Source organism: Streptomyces sp. NPDC041940, from assembly GCF_055589465.1.
Genome location: NZ_JBVJBP010000007.1, coordinates 86,722 through 110,104, shown reverse-complemented (window position 1 = coordinate 110,104; position 23,383 = coordinate 86,722). Strand labels below are relative to the sequence as shown.

The following is a 23,383-nucleotide window of genomic DNA, read 5'->3' as shown; positions in this document are numbered from 1 at the left end:
GCGCGGCACCTCGCACGGGGTGGTCTCAGTGGGACGCTGCCGAGGGTCAGGCCTGCGTCATCGAGCCAGTGTCGACGTGTCGATCACGAAGCGGTACCGCACGTCCGAGGCGAGGACTCGCTCGTACGCCTCGTTGATCTTCTCTGCCGGGATGACCTCCACCTCGGAACCCAGTCCGTGTTCGCCGCAGAAGTCGAGCATCTCCTGCGTCTCGCGGATGCCGCCGATCAGCGAGCCAGCGAAGGAACGGCCCTGCATGAGCAGCGAGAACACGTTCAGCGAGAGCGGCTCGGCGGGGGCGCCGACGTTGACCAGGGTGCCGTTCACGGCCAGCAGGCCGAGGTAGGCGTCCAGGTCGATCTTGGCACTGACCGTGTTGACGATCAGGTCGAAGGTGCCCGCCAACTGCTCGAACGTCGCGGGGTCGCTGGTGGCGTGGTAGTGGTCGGCGCCCAGGCGCAGGCCGTCGTCCATCTTCTTCAGCGACTGCGACAGGACGGTGACCTCGGCACCCATCGCGTGGGCGATCTTGACGGCCATGTGCCCGAGGCCGCCCAGGCCCACGATCGCGACCTTCTTGCCGGGGCCGACGCCGAAGCGGTGCAGCGGCGAGAAGGTGGTGATGCCGGCGCAGAGCAGCGGCGCGGCCTCGTCCAGGGCGATGCCCTCGGGGATACGGACCACGAAGTCGTCATTGACGACGACGTGCGTGGAGTAGCCGCCCTGAGTGAGGGTCCCGTCCTCGTCGACGGCGCCGTAGGTGAGGGTGTGCCCCTTCAGGCAGTACTGTTCCTCGCCCTTCCGGCACGGCTCGCACTCGCGGCAGGAGTTGACCATGCATCCGACGCCCACGCGGTCACCGGCCGCGTACTTGGTGACCTGGGAGCCGACCTCGGTGACGATCCCGGAGATCTCGTGGCCGGGGACGACCGGGTAGGTGGACGGGCCCCAGTCGCTGCGGGCGTAGTGGATGTCGGAGTGGCAGATGCCAGCGTACTTGATCTCTATGAGTACGTCGTTCGGGCCGACGTCACGGCGCTCGACGGTCGTGGGGGTGAGCGGTTCGGTCGCGGACGTGGCGGCGTAGGCGTTGACGGTGAGCACGTTCTCTCCAGAGGTGGGGGTTGCTTGCTTGCTCAGGCCTGGTCGCCCAGGCCTGTTCTTCAGGGGTGGCGTCTTTCGGCACGCCGCCCGCCTCGATGCGGCCTGCCGGCGCACTCGGGTGCCGCGGTACCAGGCGGATCCGGGGCCGTTCACCGAGCGGTCATGGCTGTGTTTCCTTCTCCAAGGCGGTCGCGGCAGTGGATGTGGTGGGTGCGGGCGCCGCCGTCGCCGCGGTGGGGGCGGGCCTGAGCAGAAGGCTGGTCGCGGCAGTCGCCAGCACGAGGACGGCGGCGCTCAGCAGGCTGGTACGCAGGCCGTGGAAGAAGCTCCCGTGCTGGGCGGCCAGGGCACCGAAGACAGCGACAGCGAGGGCGCCACCGACCTGACGGGACGCGTTGAGGACACCACTGGCGGTTCCGGCCCGTTCGCCCGGGACGCGGTCCAGCAACAGCGCCGTCACCGCCGGGACCGCGAGAGAGCCTCCGGCTCCGACCGGGATCATCAGCACGACGAGCAGCCAGGTGGGCGCGGTCGCGGGGGCGAGGGCGAGGATCACGAGGCCGAAGGCCATGACTAGCTGACCGGTGATGACCGGCATCCGGGCGCCGAACCTGGCGGCGAACCAGGCGGTGGTCGGACTGACGAACGCGGTCAGCAGGGTCATCGGCAGGAACGCCATGCCCGTGGCCGGCGGCGACAGGCCCCGAGTCTGCTGCAGGTAGAGACTGAGCAGGAAGACCATGCCGTAGAAGCCGATGTTGAGGGCGAATCCCACGCTCGACGAGATGAGCATCGTGCGGGCGCGCAGCAGCGGCATCGGCACCATCGGGCTCTTCCCTCGGGCCTGCGCCGCCAGGAAGAGGGCGCCTCCGACCACCGCCACGCTGAAGGCGACGATCACCGGGGGCGCGCCGAAGCCGGCCACACCGGCCTCGATGGCGGCGAACGTCAGGCCTCCCATCGCCGCGACCGCGGCGAGCTGCCCGAGCCAGTCGAACCCGGTGCCCGCCCCGCGCGGCGAGCGACGCGTCCGGGCCAGCAGGAACAGCGCCAGCAGCCCGACCGGCACGTTCACGAAGAAGATCATCCGCCAGTCGACGAGGCTCAGCACGCCGCCCGCCACCGGGCCGGCCGCGGCACCCACCGAGCCGCCCATCGCCCAGACGGAGATCGCCCGGGCGCGGCGGGTCCGGTCCGGGTACGCCTCCCGGATCAGGGCCAGCGAGGCGGGCACGATCACTGCGGCACCCATTCCCTGCACCAGTCGTGCGAGGACGAGGACGCCCAGGTTCGGTGCGAAGCCGCAGGCGGCCGAGGCGGCGACGAAGACCACCAGGCCCGCCCCGAACGCCTGGCGGGCGCCGACCCGATCGGTGATGGACCCGGCGGACAGCAGCAGCGCGGCGAACATCAGGGTGTAGCCGTCCACCACCCACTGGAGTCCCGTCATCCCGGCCGCGAAGTCGTCGCCGATCTCGGGCAGAGCGACGTTGACGATCAGGGTGTCCAGCGTCATCACGAAGAAGCCCAGTACCGCGGCCGCCAGCGCTGGGCCGGCCCCCTTGGGCACGGCCTCGGCGCCGGATCGCTGGGCGGAGGCGAGGGACGATGACACTGAGGGCTCCTCTGCGGTGTCCGTGAAAGGGGTCGGGGTGCTTCGAATGCGTGCGCCGCAGCTGTGCCGCCGCGGCGCGCTGCCACCCGGAGTACAGCCTGCGTGCGCGGCGCGAGAGGTGGCAGGCCGCGTTGTGCCGGGGAGCGCTGTTCGGGGGTGTGACAGGGCCCCCCACGCGGCTCCCGCCCTGCTCATGGCCTCATCAGCACCCGGCTGCCACACTGAGCGCATGGCACGTGAGCGGCAGAACAGCACCGGCGGCACGGAACTCGGCACCTTCCTGCGGGCCCGCCGCATCAAGGTCACTCCGCAAGAGGCCGGGCTGCCGACGGGCCCCGGGCTGCGCCGCACTCCCGGGTTGCGCCGCGAGGAGCTGGCCACCCTCGCCGGGGTCAGCGTCGACTACTACGTTCGACTGGAGCGCGGCAAGGAGCGCAATCCGAGCCCGTCCGTGGTCGATGCCCTCGCCCACGCCCTGCGTCTGCACCCGGCCGAGCATGAGCACCTGCGCGAGCTTGTCGCCTGCGCCTCGGGCAGTACCCCCGTGGAGCCGGTCACACCGACCAGGACCGTGCCGCCCGGCACCGCGCTGCTGCTGGAGAGCCTGCGTCCCTTCCCGGCGTACGTGATCAGCCGGACCATGGACATCCTCGCGTGCAACGCGAGCGGCCTGAGGCTGTTCGCCGGAATGGAGGACTGGCCGGAGAAGAAGCGCAACGTGGTGCGTTACGTCTTCCTGCACCCCGCGGCCCAGACTCTGTTCGACGACTGGGACGAGCAGATCCGCGCGGTCGTCGGACGCATGCGCGCCCTGGCCGGAATCGAGCCCGAAGCGCCCGACCTGGTCGAGCTGGTCGACGAACTGCTGAAGAAGAGCCCGGAGTTCGCCTCCCTGTGGGACGGCTACGACCTGCGGTGGCACACCCACGGCAGCAAGACCTTCCACCACCCGGAAGTGGGCGACCTCACCCCCGGCTACCAGTCCATGCAACTGGAAGGCTCCCCCGGCCACCGGTTCGTCGCCTACTACGCCGAACCCGGCACCCCCGACCACGACAAGCTCGTCCTCCTCGACATGTCGGGCGCCGACCGGACGATCGAACGCACCGCAGAGGGGTGACCAGGAGCCGGCCGGTCCCACGCCGTGTGGGCGCTGTGCGTCGTTCCTGTACGGGCGTCAGTGGATCATCAGGCCGACGGCGCGGACGGAGCATCCGCCGAACCGTCGTGCCGCGCGGCGGCGGTGGAGGGCTCCTGGCCGAGCATGTCCAGCAGTGCCACGGCATCGTGCTCGGGGGTGGCGGGCTCGGCATGGTAGGCGACCATCCGGTGGCCCGGGGTGCCTTCCAGGAGCAGGGACTGATATCCGAGGACGAGTTCACCGACCTCGGGGTGGTGGAAGGTCTTGCGGCCCTGCGCGCGAGCCCTGACGTCGTACCGCTCCCACATGCGCGTGAAGTCCGGGCTCTTCAGGAGCAGTTCGCCGACGAGCTGGGTCAGGTCGGGGGCGTCCGGGTCGGTACCGGCCAGGGCGCGCAGGCGCGCGACGCAGCCGCGGACCTGGACGGTCCAGTCCTCGCCGAACAGGTCACGGGCGGCGGGGTGCAGGAAGACGTAGCGGGCGATGTTGCGCTGTCTGGCCGGCCATTCCTCGATGCCGGCCAGGAGCCGTAGACCTGCGGGGTTGGCGGCGAGGATGTCGTTGCTGCGGCTGACGACGTAGGCCGGGAGGGGGCGCAGGTTCTCCAGCAGGAGCTTCACGCCGGGCCGTACGGTGCGGCTGGGCGCGGCCGGCGGTTCCGGCGCCGAGCGTGCGGCGAGGGTCGCGAGGCTGCGCAGGTGCTCGTGTTCCTCCTCCCCCAGCTTGAGCGCGTTGGCCAGCGCATCCACTACGGCCGGGCTGGGGCGGGTCTCCTTGCCCCGCTCCAGACGGGTGTAGTAGTCGATGCTGATACCGGCCAGGGTGGCCAGTTCCTCGCGGCGCAGCCCGGGTGTGCGACGCACCCCGGAGCCGGCTGCCAAGCCGACGTCCTCGGGCGTCACCCGGGCCCGGCGGGCACGCAGGAAGCGTCCCAGCTCGGTGCCGCTCTGTTGCTCACTCTTCATACCGTTCAGTCTGCGGGCGCCCTGACCTGTGCGGGAGGGCTCTGGGGGGCCCTGTCACACCCCGGAACGTCACTCCCCGGCACAGCGCGGCCTGCCACCTGAGGCGGCGGGCCATCAGGCTGGGAGCAGCTGAAGATCGTTCCCCCCACGACCCGCGTCCCGCCCACCGCACCGGACGGCCCACCGCACCGAGCGGAAGCACTTCGATCAGGGACATCGTCGGAGGGGCCGGGCCATCGACCGGGCGACGGCACAAGGAGCACCGCATGGAGATCACGGGAGCCCCGAGACGACCTGACTGGAGAAGGTGAGCGAGGCGGAGTACGCCCTGCCGCACAGCAGCACCCGCTGAACCCTGAACACCCGGAGACACACGTATGCGCACCACCACGCTCGGCAGCAAGGGACCGGAGGTCGGAGTCGTCGGCCTGGGCTGCATGGGCATGTCGTACGGCTACGACATGAGCACCCGGCGGGACGAGGACACCTCCCTCGCCGTGATCCACCAGGCACTCGACGCGGGGATGACGTTCCTCGACACCGCGGACGTATACGGGCCCCATACCAACGAGGAACTGGTCGGCCGCGCCCTGGCCGGCGGCCGTCGCGAGCGTGCGGTACTGGCCACCAAGGTCGGCATGGTCCACCAGGGCTCGGCCGGCTCGCCCCGTGCGACGCCGAACGGCAGCCCCGATCACATCCGCCGCTCGATCGACGAGAGCCTGGCACGCCTCGGCACCGACCACGTCGACCTGTACTACCTGCACCGCGTCGACCCGGAGGTGCCCATCGAGGAGAGCGTCGGCGCCCTGGCCGAAGCGGTGACGGCGGGCAAGGCCCGGCACATCGGCCTGTCGGAGGTCACGGTCGAGCAGATCAAGCGCGCGCACTCCGTCCACCCGATCACAGCGGTCCAGTCGGAGCTGTCGCTGTGGACCCGGGACTGGTCGGAGGAGGTCCTGCCGTACTGCAAGGAGCAGGGCATCGCCTTCGTGCCGTACTCACCGCTCGGCAAGGGCTTCCTGACGGGCCGGTTCTCGTCCTTCGACGATCTGCCCCAGGACGACTTCCGTCGTGGCCTGGCCCGCTTCCAGCAGGACGCGCTGCGGCAGAACCTCGCCATCGCCGAGAAGGTGAAGCAGCTCGCCGGGCGGACGGGGGCCACCCCGGCACAGATCGCGCTGGCCTGGGTGATGGCACAGGGCGAGCACGTCGTGCCCATTCCCGGCACCAAGACCCCGAAGTATCTGCTCGACAACGCCGGTGCGGCTGACGTCGTGCTGACCCCGGCCGACCTCGCCGAGCTGGACGCACTCCCCGCCCCGCAGGGCGGTCGCTACTTCTGAACTCTCGGAACGACGGCTGCTGAAGTGCCGTCGACACACCGTCTCGCCCCCAACTCGCCAGTGGAAAAGGAGAGATCTCATGCGCGCAGCCGTGATGTACGGCGCCGGTGACGTCCGCGTGGAGAACGTCCCCGACCCCAGGATCCAGAACTCGACCGACGCCGTGGTCCGCGTCGTCCGCTCCTGCGTCTGCGGCAGCGATCTGTGGCCGTACGCCCAGATGGAGGCCTCGGACCAGGGCAGGCGCATGGGCCACGAGTTCCTCGGCGTGGTCGAGGACGTCGGCTCAGAGGTGGCGGGACTCGAGCGCGGCGACCTGGTGGTCGCCCCCTTCGTCTGGTCGGACAACACCTGCGACTTCTGCCGCGAGGGCCTGCACACCTCCTGCCGCAACGGCGGGCAGTGGGGCCCGGACGGCGTCGACGGCGGCCAGGGCGAGGCGGTCCGCGTCCCGCAGGCCGACGGCACGCTGGTCAAGCTGCCCGTCGCCGAGGACTCCGCGCTGCTGCCCTCCCTGCTCACCCTGTCCGACGTGTACTGCACCGGCCACCACGGCGTGGTCACCTCGCGGGTCAGCCCCGGCAAGTCCGTCACGGTCATCGGTGACGGCGCGGTCGGCCTGTGCGCGGTCATGGCGGCGAAGCGGCTCGGGGCGGAGCAGATCATCCTCATGGGCCGGCACCAGGACCGTACCGACCTCGGCCGCGAGTTCGGTGCCACCGACGTCGTCGCCGAACGCGGTGAGGAGGGCGTCGAGCGCGTGCGGGAACTGACCGGCGGCGACGGCACCCACGCGGTCGTCGAGGCCGTCGGTGCCGAGCAGACCATGGACACGGCGCTCGGGATCGTCCGTCACGGTGGGGTCGTCAGTCGCCTCGGTGTCGCCCAGTACGCCTCCGTCCCGCTGGGTTTCGACGCGATGATGGGCAACATCACCGTCACCGGCGGAGCCGCCCCCGCCCGCGCCTACATCGAGGAACTCCTCCCCGACATCCTCGACGGCACGCTCGAACCGGGCCGGGTCTTCAACCACACCGTCGGCACGGACGGCATCCCGGACGGCTATCGCGCCATGGCCGACCGCACCGCGCTGAAGGTCCTCATCCAGCCCTGACCCACCCCCGCACACCCGAGGAACCCACATGAGCGCCACCCCCTTGCTGAAGCTCAACAACGGCGTCGAGATGCCCGCCCTCGGCCTGGGCGTCTACCAGAGCACCCCCGAGGAGACCGTCCCGGCGGTGGAGACCGCCCTGCGCGACGGCTACCGCCTCATCGACACCGCGGCCGCCTACCGCAACGAGAAGGAAGTCGGCGAGGGCATCCGCCGCTCCGGTCTCGACCGCGGCGACCTCTTCGTCACCACCAAGCTGTGGCTGAGCGACTACGGCTACGACTCCGCCCTGCGCGCCTTCGACACCAGCGTCGCGAACCTCGGCCTCGACCAGCTCGACCTGTATCTGCTGCACCAGCCGGCCGCCCTCGACACCGAGGAGTGGGTGGGTGCCTACAAGGCCGCCGAGAAGCTGCTGGCCGACGGCCGGGTCCGGGCGATCGGCGTCTCCAACCACACCCCCGGGCAACTGCGTGCCCTGCTGGACCGCACCGACGTCGTCCCGGCGGTCAACCAGGTCGAACTGCACCCCTACTTCATCCAGCGCGAACTGCGCGACGTGCACGACGAGTTGGGCATCATCACCCAGTCCTGGTCCCCGATCGGCGGCATCACCCGCTACTGGCCGCAGGCCCCGAACGGCGGCAGGAGTGCGCTGGAGGAGCCGGCCGTCACCGAACTCGCCGCGAAGTACGGCAAGACGCCCGCCCAGATCGTCCTGCGCTGGCACATCGAGCACGGGCTGTGCGCGATCCCCAAGTCCGTCAAGCCCCACCGCATCGAGGAGAACTTCGACGTCTTCGACTTCTCCCTGACAGCCGGCGAGGTCGCCACCGTCGACGCCCTCGACACCGGACTGCGCAGCGGGCCCGATCCGGAGACCGTCCGACTGGACTCGTTCGGCCGCCGCTGAACAACCGGGGGTGCTTCAGCGTCCCCCGACAGTCGCAGATTCGCGGATACACGAGTGGGAGCAATGAACCACAACCCGAACGAAGTAGTCGTCGTCATCGGTTCCGGCAGCATCGGCCTCGCGATCGCCCGCCACATCGGCGCCGGCCGCACCGTGCTGCTCGCCGACCACAGCGGACAAGCGGCCGCTGCCGCCGCCGAACGGCTGCACGGCGAGGGGTACGAGGTGACGACCCGGATCACCGACGTCTCCGACCGGGACGCCGTCGAGTCGCTGGCCGACGCGGCAGCGGAGCTGGGACCGGTGACTCAGGTGGTACACACCGCCGGCGTTTCACCCACCCAGGCGAGCATCGAGCGGATCCTGCGCGTCGACCTCGTGGGGACCGCGCTGGTCCTGGACGCCTTCGCCCGCGTCATCGCCCCCGGCGGCGCCGGCGTGGTGATCGCCAGCATGGCGGGTCACCGGGAGAGCCCCTACGCCCCGGAGATCGAGCACGCGCTGGCCACCACCGAGACCTCGCAGCTGCTCGAACTCCCCTTCCTCCAGCTCGACTCGGTGGGCTCCACCGTCCACGCCTACGCGCTGTCCAAGCGCGCCAACTCGCTGCGGGTGCAGAGCGCTGCCACGGCGTGGGGCAAGCGCGGTGGCCGCGTCAACGCCCTCAGCCCGGGTGTCATCATCACGCCCCTGGCCCGGGACGAGCTGTCCGGGCCGCGCCGGGAGTGGTTCGAGCAGGTGCGCGAGGTGTCGGCGGCGGGCCGCTTCGGCACTCCCGACGAGGTCGCCGACGCGGCCGCGTTCCTGCTCGGCCGCCAGGCCGGCTTCATCACGGGCGCCGACCTGCTGATGGACGGGGGAGTCACCGCGGCCCTGCGCGCCGGGGAACTGACCGTCACCTGACCGGGCTCCAACCGGACACACGCCGCACGACAAATGGAGGAATCGATGACACGCACACCCATGACCGTCCTGGTGGTCGGCGCGACAGGCAGCATCGGACGGCTCGTCGTGGCCGAGTCGATCGCGAACGGGCACACCACCCGCGCCCTGGTCCGCGATGCCGCCAAGGCCAGACGGCAACTCCCCGACGAGGCCGAACCGGTCGTCGCGGACGTCACCCGGCCCGAATCGCTCCACAAGGCCGTGGCCGGTGCCGACGCCATCGTGCTGACCCTCGGATCCTTCGGCGGTGCCCAGTCCTCACCCGAGACGGTCGACTACGCCGGAGTCCGCAACGTACTGGCGGCACTGGACGGGCAGACACCTCGCGTCGCTCTGATGACGTCCATCGGCGTCACCGGCCGCGGCAGCGCGTACGACCACCTGCTCGACTGGAAGCGCCGCTCGGAGCGCCTCGTCCGCGCCAGTGGGCTGCCTTACACGATCGTGCGGCCGGGTTGGTTCGACATGAACCGCCCCGACGAGCACCGCCTGGTCTTCCTCCAGGGCGACAGGAGGCGCTCCAGCAGCCCCGCCGACGGCGTCATCGCCCGCGCCCAGATCGCCCAGGTGCTGGTCCAGGCCCTCACGACTCCGGAGGCTGCCGGCCGGACCTTCGAACTGGTCGCGGAGCACGGCGCCGCCCCGAGCGATCTGGGCCCGCTGTTCGCCGCACTGGACCAGGACCCGCCCGGGGCGCTGGACGCGGCCCGCGACGAGGCCAACATGCCGCTCGACCGGGAACCGCAACGAGTGCGCGACGACCTCGAAGCCGTCCGGGCACTCGACCGCACCTGACGGTGCGCACGCATGTCTCCCCCGACGACCGGAGCCCACGTGCCGCCGACACCGGGCCCCAGCCCCCGCGAGGAGATCCTCGATGCTCACCGCGCCTACCTGGAGGCGATGGGAGAGGGCGACACCGAGGCGCTCGACGACTTGCTGGACGACGGTTTCACCCTCACCCACATGACCGGATACGTGCAGCCGAAGGCCGAGTGGCTGTCCCAGATGCGCGACGGCCGGTTCGTCTACCACATGATCGAGGAGAGGGACACGACCCTCGACGTGGACGGCGACACGGCCCTGCTCGTCATCCGGACCGTCACCGATGCCACGGTGTACGGCACCCGGGCTGACTGGCGGCTGCGACTGGCCACCGACTACGCCCGCCGTGGTGACGTATGGGCTCCGTACCGCACTGTCGCCACGACGTGGTGACCGAGACGCCCCGGAGGCGGAGGGGGACGCCGACGGAGGTCCCGTCACTGCTCCAGCGGTTCGTAGTCGAACCAGTCGAAATGGACGGAACCGGTCGACGCGAACACTCCCAGGACTCGGCCGGTGAAGCCGCCGGCCACTTCCGTCGACAGGTACCGGCCGTCGAGCGAAGCGAGTTCGACGAAGGTGCCGTCAGGTTCCTCGATACCCATCGAGATGCTGTCGGGGCCTGTGCGTGCATCGCTGACGACGTTCACCGCGTCCACCTGGATCCGGAGGATCACGGGCTCGGGGCCTGCGGGCCGAGAGGCCACTGTCGTGCTCGACGGGCCGATTCGGGCCTGGACCCGTACCTCACGGGACGACACTCCGATCTCGTAGTGGTGCCGCTCGTCGAGGCGGATGGCCAGGCCGCCTTCGCCTTCCGACGCATCGATCAAGGTCCGCACCCGGCAGGACAAGTGTTGCTGTCTGCGTCCGACGAACGTCGCGTCGGCATCGTCGAGCGACTCCCCTCGGGCATGCAGGGTCAGCCAGCCCGGCCTCTCCTTCGTGGAGCAGTCCTCCTGAGGGCGGCGACGCGGCGAAATCCAGCACACGGCCAGCTCGCTGAGGTCGAAGTCGTCCCGCACCGGAGGCGCGGTCCCAGGTCGGAGCGGCCAAGGAGGCGCCGGCATCACCGGCGACACCTCAGCGATCACCGGCCATCCGTCGACCCACTCCACGGGAACCAGGAACGTCTCGCGACCGAGTACGTGCCAGCCGGGGGTGCCGCCGCCGGGTCGCACACCGAGCAGCACCATCCACCAGGAGCCGTCGGGCCCCTGCACGAGATCGGCGTGGCCGGTGTTCTGGATGGCACGGTCCGTGCCTCGGTGCGTCAGGATCGGGTTGTCCGGGCACGGCTCGAAGGGGCCGTCGGGGGCACGGCCACGGGCGATCGATACGGCATGGGAGCGCTCGGTGCCGCCTTCGGCGATGAGGAGGTACCAGTAGTCGCCGATGCGGTACAGGTGCGGCGCTTCCGGGGCCTTGGCACCCGGGGTGCCGGACCAGAGCCGGCGCCGCGGTCCGAACGCCTCCCCGGTGTGGGGATCGATGCGGACCTGCCCGATTCCGGCGGTGGTGCACCAGCAGTCACCTGCGTCGTCCCAGGCGAGATCAGGGTCGATGCCGTGGACGCCGGGCAGCCGGATCGGGTCGGACCAGGGCCCGGCCGGGTCGGTCGCGGTGAAGAGCAGATTGCCTTCACCGCTCACGTTCGTGACGATCAGCCAGAACCGGCCGTCACGATGTCGCAGTGTGGGCGCGTAGATGCCTCCCGATGAGGGGGTGTCGGGTGGCAGGCGCAGTTGGCTCGGCCGGTCCAGCGCGTTGCCGATCTGGGTCCAGTGCACCAGGTCACGGCTGTGGAAGACGGGCACGCCGGGAAAGTATTCGAAGCTGGAGCAGGCGAGGTAGTAGTCCGCGCCCACCCTGCAGATGCTCGGATCCGGGTGGAAGCCGGGAATCACGGGGTTGGTCACGGCGGTGCCCGTCCCGGGCGTGCTGGACATCCTGAGCGAGTCCTCTCAGTTCTTCAGCGGAGCCGTGCTGGCCCGCACTGTCAGGGTGGTCGCAAGCTCCAGCCCGATCTGGGGGGCCTCCTCACCCCGACCGAGGGTCAGGGCCAACTCGGTTGCGGCCACCGCCATTTGGGTGAGCGGCTGATGGACGGTGGTCAGCGGCGGGTCCACCCAGGCCACTACCGGAAGATCGTCGAAGCCCACGACGCTCAGGTCGTCGGGGATGCGCAGGCCGGCCTCGCGCGCCGCCTGATACACGCCCAGTGCCTGCAGGTCGTTGGCGGCGAAGACCGCCGTGGGCGGTTCGGGCAGGGCCAACAGGGAACGTGCCGCCACGCAGCCGTCCTCACGGGTGAGTTCCGCGTGTACGACCAGCTCCGGATCGACCGACAGCCCGGCAGCCCGCATCGCGGAGCGGTATCCATCGACCCTGGCACAGCAGCACAGCACGTCCCGCGGGCCACTGATCATGGCGATCCGGCGGTGCCCGAGATCGGTGAGGTGGCGGGTCGCGGCCCGGCCCCCGGACCAGTTCGTGGCCCCCACGAACGGTACGTCGTCCGGCAGTTCCACCGTCGGGTCGAAAACGACGAACGGGATCCCCTTGGCTGTCAGCTGCTCCCGCTCGGCATCGGAGAGCTGCGCCACGGACAGGACGCAGTTGGGTCGTCGAGAGACGGTATCGTCCCAGGTCGGCGCGGCGTCGTGCAGGCCGAAGCGGGACACCATGAGACCGACGCCATGCTGTCGGGCCACCTGCTCCACACCACGGATGACCTCTACGGCCCACATCTCCTTGAGCTCTCGGAACACCAGCTCCACGACGTTGTTCCGGTTGGCTCCAGCGGGCCTGCGGTACCCGTACCTGTTGACGAGTTCCTCGACCCGGGCACGGGTGTCGGCGGAGACGCCCGACTTGCCGTTGATCACCTTGGACACGGTCGGGACCGACACCCCGGCCGACTCGGCGATGTACGCGATGGTGACCGGCCTCGACGGGTCACCCTGCCTGCGATCCTGCTCCGCCGGCCCGTCAGCTGCGTGATCCGCCAAGGCAGCCCTTCCTGATCATCGAACCGTCCACCCGGCCTCAAGCGAGAGCCGGTTGGACGGCGGGTGCGTGGTGTCGCCCATTCTCGCACCCCCGACTGTCACACCTGTGGCCTCTCTCACATCCTCATGTTAATTTCTCCGCCGTACAGCACGAAAGTCTCCAAGTTCACTGGCTTTTCCCCCACTTGGAAGGTGACGTGATGTCGAGGAGACAGGCAAGCTTCTTACGCCGACGCCACCTGCCGTCACTGTCTCTGAGGAGACTGGCGGCATCGCTGCTGACCCTCACGCTGATCACGCTGGTGCCCGCCACGGCGCAGGCCGCCGATCCCCCGCCGCCCGCCTCGTCCACCGCCCGTGCCGCTGTGGCGGCCATGCAGCCCGGCTGGAACCTGGGCAACACCTACGACGCCTTCCCGGATGAGACCTCCTGGGGCAACCCGCCCGTGACCAGGGAACTGTTCCGCAAGGTCAAGTCGCAGGGCTTCAAGAGCATCCGGCTGCCCGTCACCTGGGGCGTCCACCAGGGTTCCGCCCCGGGCTACACGATTGATCCGGCCTGGATGGCGAAAGTGCGAGAGGTCGTCGACCTGGCGCTGGACGAGGACCTCTACGTGATGATCAACATGCATCACGACTCGTTTCAGTGGGTCAACAACCTCACCACGGAACACGATGCCGTCCTCGCCCGGTATTCCGCCACCTGGAGGCAGATCGCGGCGGAGTTCCGCGACGAGCGCTCGAGGCTGGTCTTCGAGAGCATCAACGAACCGGCGTTCAACGGCACGTCCGGCGACGACCAGAACTACCGGCTGCTGGGTGAGCTCAACAGCGTCTTCCACCGGACCGTTCGCGAGTCGGGCGGGCGCAACACCGACCGGCTCCTCGTCCTGCCCACCCTGTACACGAACGCCGACCAAGGGCGGCTCGACGCGCTCGCGGCCGAACTCACCGCCCTGCGCGATCCCATGGTGGCCACGACCATCCACTTCTACGGGTGGTGGCCGTTCAGCGTGAACATCGCCGGGGCAACCCGGTTCGACGCCACCTCCGAGCAGGATCTCACCGGCACCTTCGACCGCGCGTACAACACCTTCGTCGCGCATGACATCCCGGTCATCATCGGCGAGTACGCCCTGCTCAGCTATGACCACAACCGTCCGGGCATCATCGAACGGGGCGAGGTCCGCAAGTACTTCGAGTTCCTCGGGAACTACGCGCGCGAGCGCAGGCTCACCACCATGCTCTGGGATGCCGGTCAGTTCCTGAACCGCAACACCCTGCAATGGCGCGACCCGGAGTTGTTCGCCCAGATCAAGTCGAGCTGGACCACCCGCTCCGGAACCGCTTCCAGCGATCTGCTGTTCCTTCCGAGGACAGGCGCCATCACAGGCCAGACGCTGACTCTCAATCCCAACGGCACCGACTTCCAGGGCCTGAGACACGGCAACCGCAATCTGGTCAAAGGCCGGGACTACACCGTCTCCGGCAGCCGGCTCACCCTGACGGCCGCAGCGCTCACCGAGTTGGCCGGCGACCGCGCCCACGGCGTCAACGCGACACTGCACGCCAGGTTCTCCCGCGGCGTCCCGTGGCGGATCGACGTGATCACGTCCGACACCCCGGTCCTGTCCGACGCTTCCGGAAGCAGCAGCGGTCTGACCGTCCCGACCCGGTTCCAGGGCGACATGCTGGCGACGATGGAAGCCAGGTACGACGACGGAAGCAACGCAGGCCCGGCGAACTGGACCCCCTTCCAGGAGTGGGACGTCGCGTACCAGGCGTACACCGGCGATTCCATCAAGCTGACCTCCAAGTTCTTCGAGTCACTGAAGGACGGCTCCCGAGTGACACTCACCTTCCACTTCTGGAGCGGCGCCAAGGTGACCTACCACGTCACCAAGGCGGGAGACAGGGTGACCGGCACAACCGCCTGACCGCCCGGGCCCGCACTGTCAAGGAGGAGATCTCCCGGCCCACCCGTATTGACGTGTCGCACGTCACACGACTAACGTCCCGGCGACGCCCTGGATTGAAACGATTCAACAGACCGGAGAGGCCATGTTCCCTAGGCGACCCCTCGCGTTCGGCCTCCTCAGAGGCTTTGTCGTGCTCGCGGTACTCGGCAGCGTGGCCGTACTGCCGACTCCCCCCTCTGCCGCGGCAGCCAGCTCGCGCTCTCCTCCGCCGTGCACCGGGCACGCGCCTCGGCGTCGGCCAAGCCGTGGGAGAACGGTACCCGCCAGGTGTGTACCGCGCGCAGCTGTGCCCGGCGCAACTCGGCGGCGTGGAAGGCGAAGCGCAGGCCCGCGTCGGGCGGTTCGTCGACGTTGACGGCTACCGCCACATCGCGGAAGGGCGTGCGGACCGAGGGGACTTCGCCTCGGCTGCTGGCAGATGCTCCGTCTCACCCGTCCGTACCAGGCCGACAGGATGCTTCGAATGATCCACGGTGTCCATGGCAACCGACCCGAACACTAGTCCGCCCAGGCCACTTAGGCCTTGGCTGCCAGTGACGAGAAGGTCGGCGCTCTCGGGCTCGGCGAGCTATAAGGCTTCCCCTCGCGAGTCGGCGGCACGTTGGGCGGCGCCGCCCTCCGGAGCCGGTGGCCGCTTATCGGTCGGCCGTGGTGATGCGGCGGCCGGTGAGGGTGGTGGGGCGGATCGACACCCACATCTCGCGTTCACCGCCCGCCCATGGCGTGGTGTGTGCGCGACAGGCGAGCGCCCTCATGGCGTGGGGTTCGTGACGACGCTCGCGGGGCCCACGGCGAGCACGCTTCACCCCTGGCTCCGGGCCTCGTCCAGGTGGTCGTCCTCGAAGGCGACGTCCGTTATCTGGTAACCACACGACTGGCCACGCACCAGACATGACAACAAACTTGTCCAACTGGTGACGGCTACCGTGCCCGGTCAGCAACGCCGAGCACCCGTCGGGTCTCGGCGGCGATCTGCTGTATCTCGCCGGTTGCGACCACGAGGACCGGGACGCTTCTCACCGCCTGATCGATGCGGCGGAGGCCTTCACGCATCAAATCCTCCAGTTCGGGGACGAGTAGCCCGCCTCGTACACCGAGAACAGTCAGGGCCGAGCAGATCTCCTCGCGAACCTCGGGTTGGTCCTCGCCGATCTCGCCGGTGAAGACCAGCGCGTCCAGCCGGTCCAGCGAGGCGGCCATCGAGGCGATGCCCCTGCGGCAGCTGAGTGTGAACGTCGCCAGCGCCAACGCGGCCGCGGCATCACCCTCCGCGCGGGCGCGCACCAGGTCCCGGGTGTCTCCTGAGGTACCGGAGAGGCCGAGCAAACCGGAATGCCGGTGGAGTGTGTCATCCAATTCGTCCGTGCTCAGACCGTGCCGCCGCTGCAGCCACAGCAGCGCGCCGGGGTCGAGGCTGCCGCTGCGCCGGCTCATCACCAGGCCTTCCAGCGGAGTGAGGCCCATGGTGGTGTCCACGCTGTGTCCGTTCCGGACGGCGCAGGCCGAGCAGCCGCCGCCCATGTGCACGAGCACGCCCTGGAGGTTGTCGACGGGTCGGCCCAACGCCTGCGCCGTCCTTTGCAGTGCCCACGAGTAGGAAAGCCCGTGGAAGCCGTACCGGCGCAGCCCGTATTCGGCTCGCCATCGCTCCGGCACGGCGTACGTGCGCGCCTGTGCCGGCAGATCCTTGTGAAAGACAGTGTCGAAGCAGGCGACATGAGGAACGTCGGGCAGGAGTTCTCGTGCGGCATCGACCACATGCAGGGCAGGGGTCACGTGCAGCGGCGCGAGATCGGCGACGTCCGCCAGCAGAGCCCGTACGGGTGTGTCGATCAGCGTATGTCCAGTCAGGTGCGGACCGCTGTGGACGATGCGGTGACCAACCGCCGCAGGAGCGGGCACCTCGCTGAGGAAGCTCCGCAGTTCCGCCGCCGCAGCAGGCCCCGGAGGCTCCGAGGCGTCTCGATCCGCCACCCGTTCACCATCCGCCGCGAACAGAGCGATGTGGAGGCTCGAAGAGCCGGCATCGAGGACCAGCACGTGACCATCACGGCTCTCGTGGGAGCGGTCAGCTCTCATCACACACCTCCAGTGCACCTGCGTCCTCCGGCACGGTGCGCCCGCCACGGAGTGCGCTCTGCCCTCATGGTCGGCCTGGGTTAGGAAGACGCCGATGTCCCAGCCGCTGTCCTCCAGGCGGTGCCGACGTTCCGGCCACGTCGTCACCTTCCCCAGCCACGGCCGCCCGCACCCGTTGCTCCTCGCGAGCTGAGCTGACGTCCCGTTCCAGGGGTGTGCGGCTCACTGCTGCCGCGAGGTCCTCCAGGGCCCGCTTCTGCAGCTCTGCCCCGCGCCGTAGCACCGTGCTCCGGTCCCCGGCGGCGCCCTCCCACGCGTGGAGCGCCTCCTCCACGCGCCCCCAGTCCGGATTCCTGTGCTCACGCACATCGACTGCCGCCCGCGCGGTGTCTGCCTCCAAGGCCTCGGCGAACCGCTCCGCCTCGGGGGTGAAACGACTGTCGGCCCGCGGGATATGGCTCTCCATGAGCATCGCCGCCCGGTCAAGTCCCATGAGCGCCTCCTGCGCCTCTTCCGCCTCGCGCGACGTCATACCTCTCGGGCCGACCGGTTCCTGCCTTGCCTGGTCGTAGGCCGCCTGCCAGGCGGCACGTGCCTCCCTGCTCGCCAGCAAGGCCCCGCGCATGTCGGCGCGATGCTCCCGGGTCGGTTCGGCGTAGCTGCGGAGCACTGCGGCCGCATAGCGGCCGTTGGCGGCGAGCCAGTCCGCCAGCCGGCCCGGCAGCCGAGGGGTCTCCCATGCGGGGAACACCACGTACGCCAGCATCGCCAGGGCCCCGCCGAGCAGGGTGAGCACCACCCGCTCCGGGACCGTCTGCTCCCATGCCTGGCCGCCCATGCCGAGCAGGAAGACGACGTACGCGGCAGTGAAGCACTGGGAGTAGGCGTAGCCGGTACGGAGCAGCGTGTACGACAGGGCCGCCGAGACCACCGCCAGTGCGCCGAACACAGGGGCGTCCGGGCCCAGGGCCTGCACCATCCCGGTGGCAAGCGCGACACCCGCCAGGGTCCCGGCGAGACGGCCCACCGCACGCGCGTACGTCCGGTGGAAGTCCGGCCGCATCACCATCACCGAGGCGATGGGCGCCCAGTAGCCGTGCTCCAGGGGCAGCCGGGAAGCGATCAGATAGCCGAGCGTGGCCACTGCCGCCAGGCGGACGGCGTGCCGGAACACGGGCGAGTCCCGACGGAGCTCCCGGCGGACCGCCCGGACGACGACCGGGAGCAGCCGGAACATGGTCGGGCGCACCAAGAACTGGGCGCTCGCGGGCCCGGGCGGCACAGGCGCCTTGTCGCGCGCCCCGCCGCTTCCGGCGATCTCCAACGCCTCGGCGAGCAATTCCACCAGCCGTTCGGCGGCCTGCCGGGCGGGCCCCTCCAGCACCTCGCCCTCCTCGTCGCCGCGCAGGACCTCCCCACTCGCGGGCGGCACCTCGGCGGGAGTGCCGCGGCGGATCGAACGGGCGACCGCGTCCAAGACGTCGGCGGCCGCGCCGAGCAACTCCCGTGCGCGGTCCCGCCCAGGGCCCTCCACCGGGGCGCCGACGTCCGGGTCGGCGAGCGCGGCGACGACCGGCAGGATGCGCTCGGCGAGCCCCCGCGGGCCATGGAGGACGGGGGGCCGGGTGCGGGCCTGTGATGGCGTAACGGCGGCCGCGTCCCGGGCCGTCATCAGCGGCTCCGGGTCGAACGGCGCGGTCGGGTCGTGCCGCAGCCGGCGGGCGTAGTCAGCCACGGCGGCCAGAGCTTCGGCCAGCGCGTCACGATGCGCCCCCCAGCGGCGAATCGGGAACAGCAAGATCAGTACGGCCTGCGCCACGCCTCCGAGCGCGATGACCCCGGCGTGTTCCAGGGCTCGCCCGACGCTGGTGGGCAGGGTGATGGTCACCAGCATGCTGCCGACCGTCGTCGCTGCGACGATCCCAGCGGTCGATCCGAGGGCCCACGCCATCCCCGCGGCGAAGGCCCATACGGCCAGCAGCGGGAGGAACGTCACGAGTCGCCCGGCCGCCAGGTAGCCCACGAAGGTGCTGAGCGCCAGACCCGCGCCCGCGCCGAGCGCGATCACCTTGCGCGGACGCCAGGTGCGCTGGAAGGTGGCGGCACCCGCGGAGTAGGCACCGAGGGCGGCGGACGCGGCGTACGCAGGCGAGACCAGCCACAGCGCCGGCCCGATGACGATCGCCACTCCGGCAGCCGTACGCAGCGCGAGCAGGGGCTCCAGCCGCGCCTCCTCGATCGTGAGCCCGGATCGCACGACCTCTGCGAAAGTCCGCAGCCACTTCACGGTGTGAGCCCGGTTGGAACGCCCTGCCGGGTCGCGACGGGCTGGTCGAGCTGCGGCTGCCGGGCGAGGCAGCCTCCCGCAGGGCCCGAGAATCGAGCATCGGTGAATACGCGGCGGTTCAGCATGCGGCCTCACCAGTCCCAGGGTTTCCTCACACCCATGTCCGGCGCAGTTTTCGCCTCCGGGCTGGCCGGCGTACGGAGCCGCAGTCCGTCCTGTCGGGCGAACTCCGGTGACCTCCGCTGGTTCAGCCCCTGCCGGAATCCGGGTGACTGCCACCCGTCACCCGGAACGGTCCGGGAGGACAGACGGGCGGCGGCCCCTGGGTTCTCATCGCTTGCTGCCGTTCCCGTGTCCGTTCGGATGCAGGACCACCTTGGTCCAGCCCTCGTCACGGGCGTCGAAGTGCTCATAGGCGGTGGGGGCGTCGTCCAGGCTGAGTTCGTGCGAGACAACGAAGCTCGGCTTCGCCTTCCCACCGGCGATCAGGTCCCGCAGCGCCCGGTTGTACTTCTTCACCGGCGCCTGGCCGGTCCCCATGCGCTGGCCCTTGAACCACATCATGCCGAAGTCCATCGGCACCTTGCCCTGTGCCTCCAGCTCGCCCTGGGCCTCTTCGCCGCCGGGATCCCGGGGCAGGAAAACGCCCACCACGCCGATGTCGCCCGTGAACCTCACCGAGTCGATCAGGCTGTTGAGCGTGAGGCTGGCGTCCTCGTCTCCCTCGTGGTCGTGGGCCTGGTAGCCGACGCATTCACAGCCGTTGTCGGCGCCCAGACCGAGGGTGGATTCCTTGACGACCTCCGCTGGGTCCTGCTCGGCGGTGTTGATCGGGATGGCCCCGATCTCCTCCGCCTTGCGCAGCCGGTCGGGCTGGTGATCGGCCACCCAGACGCGGCCGGCGCCCTTGAGCACGGCGGAGTAGGCCGCCATCAGCCCGACGGGACCGGCCCCGAAGACGATCGTCTGGTCGCCTGGCTTGACGTTGGCCATCTCGGTGGCGTGATAGCCGGTGGGGAAGATGTCGGCGAGCATCACATAGTCGGTCTGTCGCTCGGCGGCGTCCTCGCCCAGGCGCAAGGCGTTGAAATCTCCGTAGGGCACGCGCAGCAGTTCCGCCTGGCCGCCCTGGTAGGGGCCCATGTCGGCGAACCCGTAGGCCGCTCCGGCGAGGGCCGGTTCCGGCTGCATGGTCAGGCAGTAGTTGGTCAGCCCTCGCTCGCACTGCTTGCAGAAGCCGCAGGCGATGTTGAAGGGCAGTACCACGTACTCGCCGACCTGGACCTTGCGGACGGCCGAGCCGACTTCCACCACCTGGCCCATGTTCTCGTGTCCCAGCGTGCGGCCGGACTCGAACGAGGTGCGGCCCTCGTACATGTGCAGGTCAGAACCGCAGATGTTGGTGGCGGTGATCTTGACGATGATGTCGCAGGGGTGCTCGATCTTCGCGTCCGGTATGTCCTTCACCGCGACCGTACGCGGGCCTTCGTATACCGCTGCTTTCATGATTGCGATCCCTTGATGTCGCGGCATGACCGCACCATGGCGGTGATGGAGACGGCGCGAAGAGCCTCACTCCCGGGAGTTGAACGCGTGGGGGTTGGTGGGACGCGGTCCGTGGCTCCGGCATGCCTCTGCGGGTCGTTCACCCGGATCAGGTGCAACGGCGCCGCCGGCGGCTTGCGACGCGGAGCGCCGGCGTCCCGGCGGCGTGCCGTCCGGGTCCCCGACGGCCTCGACGCGAAACGAGCACGCGGGCACCGATCAGCGAAATCTTCCCTTCCGGACGGCCACCGACCACCGCCGTATCCGACGCGGGCCCCGGCTAGTCGTTGTCGCCGTCCTGGAGCCTGTGGCGACGTTCCTGTTCGCGCTTGGAGTAGGCGGCTGCCCGGATCGCATCGTCGCTCTCCAAGCCTGATCCCAGAGCGCCACCCACGGTGGCGACCGAAGCGACGAACCAGGACAGCGTCAAGTACTCCCCAGCGTGCAGTGGAGTTCGTGTCACGGCGGTGAAAGCTTGGCCGTTGAGGATGAACAGCGCCCACACCAAGTTGATGACCATCAACCCCACGTAGCAGACGAGCACGCCGATACCCACGGTCACGACCGTCGAGGCGTTGTACAGCCGCGCTCTCTGCCTCGCCTCCGGCGAGCTCTCTGTTGCTCGATGCCACAGCTCGGCGTCGATGATCAGCCAGCCGATCATGATCGCGACGGATCCGACCGTGGCGATCACGAGGCGTGGGGTGCTGAGGGACGCGGCCAGGGTCCAGACGGTGGAGTTCACGGTGGCGACTGCTCCCGTGGCGAGTGCGGCCGCCAGGGCTTTCGACAAGCCCGGCACCAACCGCCACGGCCGGTTGGCGCGGACCATACCGGCGAGGACCCGCAGGTAACCGCGCGGCCCGCTGACGACGTACCGAAGATCGTCGGTCTCCTTCTCGTCGGTCCGGCCCGGATGAAAAGGGGCGAGACGATTGACGGAGGGCCCCGGAAGCGGCTGACTTCGCGAAGTTCCTTCAGCGCCATCGGGCTGCGGACTCGCCATGCCGAGCACGGCTTCTTCGACGGCCCGCCGGGCCCTCGTCTGCAGCCGCAGGCCCCCCAGCGAAGGAAGAGAGAGAAGCGCCAAGCCGTGTTCGTGATTCAGATGCACAGCGAGCTTGCGCCCGTGGGAGTGCAGCGGAAGGTCGGTGAGGGCCACGACGATGTCCCAGTTCTCCGCACTCCCGCGGTCCTTGATCCTGCGCATCAAGGCGGGCGGGTCCTCCGTCCCCGAGGTGAAGGGCTCACTGACCACCTCGACGTCGAACCGTCGTTCGTGGCCCGATTTGTCGGTGAGCCGACCGGGAAGTGTCCGGGCCATGCGCTGCGCGATCTCCGTCGGCGCGTCCGGATCCGCCAGGAGAGCCACGACCGTAACGCCCTGAGACGACAGCTGCATGACCGGACCCTCCTCGTCGGCTGCCCCGCCGGTCCCGAGTGCCCACGGACGCCGCCGCGGTAACGTCCACGCCACGTTCACACGCCGGCCTCCGCCTGCAAGTGCATGCGGTCACACGGCCTGCTCCCACCATCGGTCCACAAGCGCGTCCGCCACCGCGAGGGCCCGCTCCGGCATCATCCCGGCACGCACCGCACGCCGCGCCACCGGCCATCCCGATCCGATGGCCGCCCGGGAGCCGGAGTCCGCAAAGCCCTGCTAACGGGAATTCCACAACGCCTGCGAGACACAGCGCTACGTCCTCCCCGGCGTCGGGACGGCTGGTGGGCGGGAAAGGCCGTGTCAACCGGTCCGGGCTGCTGCTCACCGGCCTCTTCCGAGCGCTCTCCGGCCCTACCGTCGGTCCGCACGCCAAGCCAACGCCCCAGCAGTCGGACGCATGGGCCTGGCAGGGCAAATCAGGGAGGCCAATTGGGCCCGACATACGCATGCGTTCGCGCGCTCCCGTCGGCCAGGCTGGCTGGGAAGCCCAGGGGCCGGGAGCCGGCCGGCTCCCGCAGCCGGAGGTTGCCGTCATGACCGTGATGTCCATCGCCAGATTCGAGAGGTTCTTTCGCGCGGCCGCAGGGCTGAACGTCGACAAGAACGATCTCAAGCGCTACAGCGACTTCGTCGACGCCAAGCTCTACGATCTGCTGACCGTCGCCCAGGCCACTGCCAAGGCCAACGGGCGCGACATCATCCGGACCTGTGACCTACCGATCACGAAAGGCCTGCAGGAGAGCATTCACCACTTCCGGAAGATCGACCAGGATGTAGAACTCAAGCCGATCCTGGAACAGCTCGCCACCCATCCCGCTCTGGACCGCACGCCCGATGATGAGACCGAGGCTGCCTACCCTGACATCATCGGCGGACTCAGCCTGGCCCTCGCTCAGAGCTTCAAGATCCTCCACCCCGACCTGAAAAACCCCCAGACCCAGCACTGGGACGAGGCTCGAGCCGTCTTCGACCTCCTGCTCTGAACGGCGACTGGAACAGGCGGTGCAGTCACGGCCGAACAGTGTCAGCGTGTTTCTGCTTCCTCGGCTGCCACAACGACGTGCTCCAGC

The 23,383-nt window shown here is 69.7% G+C and carries 19 protein-coding genes and 1 pseudogene; 9 read left to right on the top strand and 11 right to left on the bottom strand.

Annotated features, from left to right (window positions below; genetic code table 11):
* Positions 1-57: 57 nt before the first annotated feature.
* Together ACZ6I3_RS14720 and ACZ6I3_RS14715 are read right to left on the bottom strand one after the other, a co-directional pair.
* A complete protein-coding gene (locus tag ACZ6I3_RS14720) occupies positions 58-1,104 on the bottom strand; it encodes an NAD(P)-dependent alcohol dehydrogenase (RefSeq protein ID WP_469414717.1) in 1,047 nt (348 codons plus the stop codon).
* Positions 1,105-1,264: 160 nt separating this feature from the next.
* Positions 1,265-2,719, bottom strand: a complete 1,455-nt coding sequence (locus ACZ6I3_RS14715) for an MFS transporter (RefSeq protein WP_469414715.1) — start codon at positions 2,717-2,719, stop codon at positions 1,265-1,267.
* A 229-nt stretch (positions 2,720-2,948) separates the two neighbouring features.
* Here ACZ6I3_RS14715 and ACZ6I3_RS14710 point away from each other — a divergent pair, with 229 nt between their 5' ends.
* Positions 2,949-3,839 (top strand): helix-turn-helix transcriptional regulator, encoded by an 891-nt coding sequence (locus tag ACZ6I3_RS14710; protein ID WP_469414713.1) that lies wholly within the window; start codon positions 2,949-2,951, stop codon positions 3,837-3,839.
* 68 nt (positions 3,840-3,907) lie between these two features.
* On the opposite strand, the gene ACZ6I3_RS14705 is transcribed toward ACZ6I3_RS14710, so the two are convergent.
* Positions 3,908-4,825, bottom strand: a complete 918-nt coding sequence (locus ACZ6I3_RS14705; protein ID WP_469414712.1) for a helix-turn-helix transcriptional regulator — start codon at positions 4,823-4,825, stop codon at positions 3,908-3,910.
* Between the two features lie 377 nt (positions 4,826-5,202).
* Here ACZ6I3_RS14705 and ACZ6I3_RS14700 point away from each other — a divergent pair, with 377 nt between their 5' ends.
* The 6 genes from ACZ6I3_RS14700 (at position 5,203) to ACZ6I3_RS14675 (ending at position 10,361) form a co-directional block, all read left to right on the top strand.
* A complete protein-coding gene (locus ACZ6I3_RS14700; protein ID WP_469414710.1) occupies positions 5,203-6,171 on the top strand; it encodes an aldo/keto reductase in 969 nt (322 codons plus the stop codon).
* Between the two features lie 79 nt (positions 6,172-6,250).
* On the top strand, positions 6,251-7,285 hold the full coding sequence (locus tag ACZ6I3_RS14695) for a zinc-binding dehydrogenase (protein ID WP_469414709.1): 1,035 nt from the start codon (positions 6,251-6,253) through the stop codon (positions 7,283-7,285).
* Positions 7,286-7,313: 28 nt separating this feature from the next.
* Positions 7,314-8,198: an aldo/keto reductase gene (locus ACZ6I3_RS14690; RefSeq protein WP_469414708.1), complete on the top strand. Its 885-nt coding sequence runs from the start codon at positions 7,314-7,316 to the stop codon at positions 8,196-8,198.
* Positions 8,199-8,261: 63 nt separating this feature from the next.
* Positions 8,262-9,101: an SDR family oxidoreductase gene (locus ACZ6I3_RS14685; RefSeq protein WP_469414707.1), complete on the top strand. Its 840-nt coding sequence runs from the start codon at positions 8,262-8,264 to the stop codon at positions 9,099-9,101.
* A gap of 45 nt (positions 9,102-9,146) precedes the next feature.
* Positions 9,147-9,938 (top strand): SDR family oxidoreductase, encoded by a 792-nt coding sequence (locus tag ACZ6I3_RS14680; protein ID WP_469414706.1) that lies wholly within the window; start codon positions 9,147-9,149, stop codon positions 9,936-9,938.
* A gap of 12 nt (positions 9,939-9,950) precedes the next feature.
* A complete protein-coding gene (locus ACZ6I3_RS14675) occupies positions 9,951-10,361 on the top strand; it encodes a nuclear transport factor 2 family protein (protein ID WP_469414705.1) in 411 nt (136 codons plus the stop codon).
* A gap of 44 nt (positions 10,362-10,405) precedes the next feature.
* Here ACZ6I3_RS14675 and ACZ6I3_RS14670 read toward each other — a convergent pair whose 3' ends face one another.
* Positions 10,406-11,917: a glycoside hydrolase family 43 protein gene (locus ACZ6I3_RS14670; RefSeq protein ID WP_469414704.1), complete on the bottom strand. Its 1,512-nt coding sequence runs from the start codon at positions 11,915-11,917 to the stop codon at positions 10,406-10,408.
* Between the two features lie 15 nt (positions 11,918-11,932).
* A complete protein-coding gene (locus ACZ6I3_RS14665; protein WP_469414701.1) occupies positions 11,933-12,979 on the bottom strand; it encodes a LacI family DNA-binding transcriptional regulator in 1,047 nt (348 codons plus the stop codon).
* 200 nt (positions 12,980-13,179) lie between these two features.
* Here ACZ6I3_RS14665 and ACZ6I3_RS14660 point away from each other — a divergent pair, with 200 nt between their 5' ends.
* Positions 13,180-14,916 carry a cellulase family glycosylhydrolase gene (locus ACZ6I3_RS14660; RefSeq protein ID WP_469414699.1) on the top strand — a complete coding sequence of 579 codons (1,737 nt, stop codon included), beginning with the start codon at positions 13,180-13,182 and terminating at the stop codon, positions 14,914-14,916.
* Between the two features lie 400 nt (positions 14,917-15,316).
* On the opposite strand, the gene ACZ6I3_RS14655 is transcribed toward ACZ6I3_RS14660, so the two are convergent.
* The 6 genes and pseudogenes from ACZ6I3_RS14655 to ACZ6I3_RS14630 all read right to left on the bottom strand — a co-directional run bounded on the left by ACZ6I3_RS14655 (position 15,317) and on the right by ACZ6I3_RS14630 (position 22,271).
* Positions 15,317-15,469, bottom strand: coding sequence for a hypothetical protein (locus ACZ6I3_RS14655; RefSeq protein ID WP_469415025.1), 153 nt, complete (start codon positions 15,467-15,469; stop codon positions 15,317-15,319).
* A 124-nt stretch (positions 15,470-15,593) separates the two neighbouring features.
* Positions 15,594-15,814, bottom strand: a pseudogene (locus ACZ6I3_RS14650) (DNA-binding protein); the annotation flags it as partial.
* Between the two features lie 65 nt (positions 15,815-15,879).
* Positions 15,880-17,037, bottom strand: coding sequence for an acetate/propionate family kinase (locus ACZ6I3_RS14645; protein ID WP_469414698.1), 1,158 nt, complete (start codon positions 17,035-17,037; stop codon positions 15,880-15,882).
* Positions 17,038-17,101: 64 nt separating this feature from the next.
* Positions 17,102-19,324, bottom strand: coding sequence for an FUSC family protein (locus ACZ6I3_RS14640; RefSeq protein ID WP_469414696.1), 2,223 nt, complete (start codon positions 19,322-19,324; stop codon positions 17,102-17,104).
* 330 nt (positions 19,325-19,654) lie between these two features.
* A complete protein-coding gene (locus ACZ6I3_RS14635; protein ID WP_469414695.1) occupies positions 19,655-20,830 on the bottom strand; it encodes a glutathione-independent formaldehyde dehydrogenase in 1,176 nt (391 codons plus the stop codon).
* Between the two features lie 319 nt (positions 20,831-21,149).
* Positions 21,150-22,271, bottom strand: a complete 1,122-nt coding sequence (locus ACZ6I3_RS14630) for a hypothetical protein (protein WP_469414693.1) — start codon at positions 22,269-22,271, stop codon at positions 21,150-21,152.
* 575 nt (positions 22,272-22,846) lie between these two features.
* Here ACZ6I3_RS14630 and ACZ6I3_RS14625 point away from each other — a divergent pair.
* Positions 22,847-23,296 (top strand): DUF1931 family protein, encoded by a 450-nt coding sequence (locus tag ACZ6I3_RS14625; RefSeq protein ID WP_469414691.1) that lies wholly within the window; start codon positions 22,847-22,849, stop codon positions 23,294-23,296.
* The last annotated feature ends 87 nt before the right edge of the window (positions 23,297-23,383 follow it).

Coding starts and splice junctions, on each gene's coding strand:
- ACZ6I3_RS14695 (WP_469414709.1), top strand. CDS start 6,251: ATGCGCGCAGCCGTGATGTACGGCGCCGGTGACGTCCGCGTGGAGAAC.
- ACZ6I3_RS14645 (WP_469414698.1), bottom strand. CDS start 17,037: ATGAGAGCTGACCGCTCCCACGAGAGCCGTGATGGTCACGTGCTGGTC.
- ACZ6I3_RS14685 (WP_469414707.1), top strand. CDS start 8,262: ATGAACCACAACCCGAACGAAGTAGTCGTCGTCATCGGTTCCGGCAGC.
- ACZ6I3_RS14680 (WP_469414706.1), top strand. CDS start 9,147: ATGACACGCACACCCATGACCGTCCTGGTGGTCGGCGCGACAGGCAGC.
- ACZ6I3_RS14705 (WP_469414712.1), bottom strand. CDS start 4,825: ATGAAGAGTGAGCAACAGAGCGGCACCGAGCTGGGACGCTTCCTGCGT.
- ACZ6I3_RS14660 (WP_469414699.1), top strand. CDS start 13,180: ATGTCGAGGAGACAGGCAAGCTTCTTACGCCGACGCCACCTGCCGTCA.
- ACZ6I3_RS14625 (WP_469414691.1), top strand. CDS start 22,847: ATGACCGTGATGTCCATCGCCAGATTCGAGAGGTTCTTTCGCGCGGCC.
- ACZ6I3_RS14690 (WP_469414708.1), top strand. CDS start 7,314: ATGAGCGCCACCCCCTTGCTGAAGCTCAACAACGGCGTCGAGATGCCC.
- ACZ6I3_RS14630 (WP_469414693.1), bottom strand. CDS start 22,271: ATGCAGCTGTCGTCTCAGGGCGTTACGGTCGTGGCTCTCCTGGCGGAT.
- ACZ6I3_RS14710 (WP_469414713.1), top strand. CDS start 2,949: ATGGCACGTGAGCGGCAGAACAGCACCGGCGGCACGGAACTCGGCACC.
- ACZ6I3_RS14635 (WP_469414695.1), bottom strand. CDS start 20,830: ATGAAAGCAGCGGTATACGAAGGCCCGCGTACGGTCGCGGTGAAGGAC.
- ACZ6I3_RS14700 (WP_469414710.1), top strand. CDS start 5,203: ATGCGCACCACCACGCTCGGCAGCAAGGGACCGGAGGTCGGAGTCGTC.
- ACZ6I3_RS14675 (WP_469414705.1), top strand. CDS start 9,951: ATGTCTCCCCCGACGACCGGAGCCCACGTGCCGCCGACACCGGGCCCC.
- ACZ6I3_RS14670 (WP_469414704.1), bottom strand. CDS start 11,917: ATGTCCAGCACGCCCGGGACGGGCACCGCCGTGACCAACCCCGTGATT.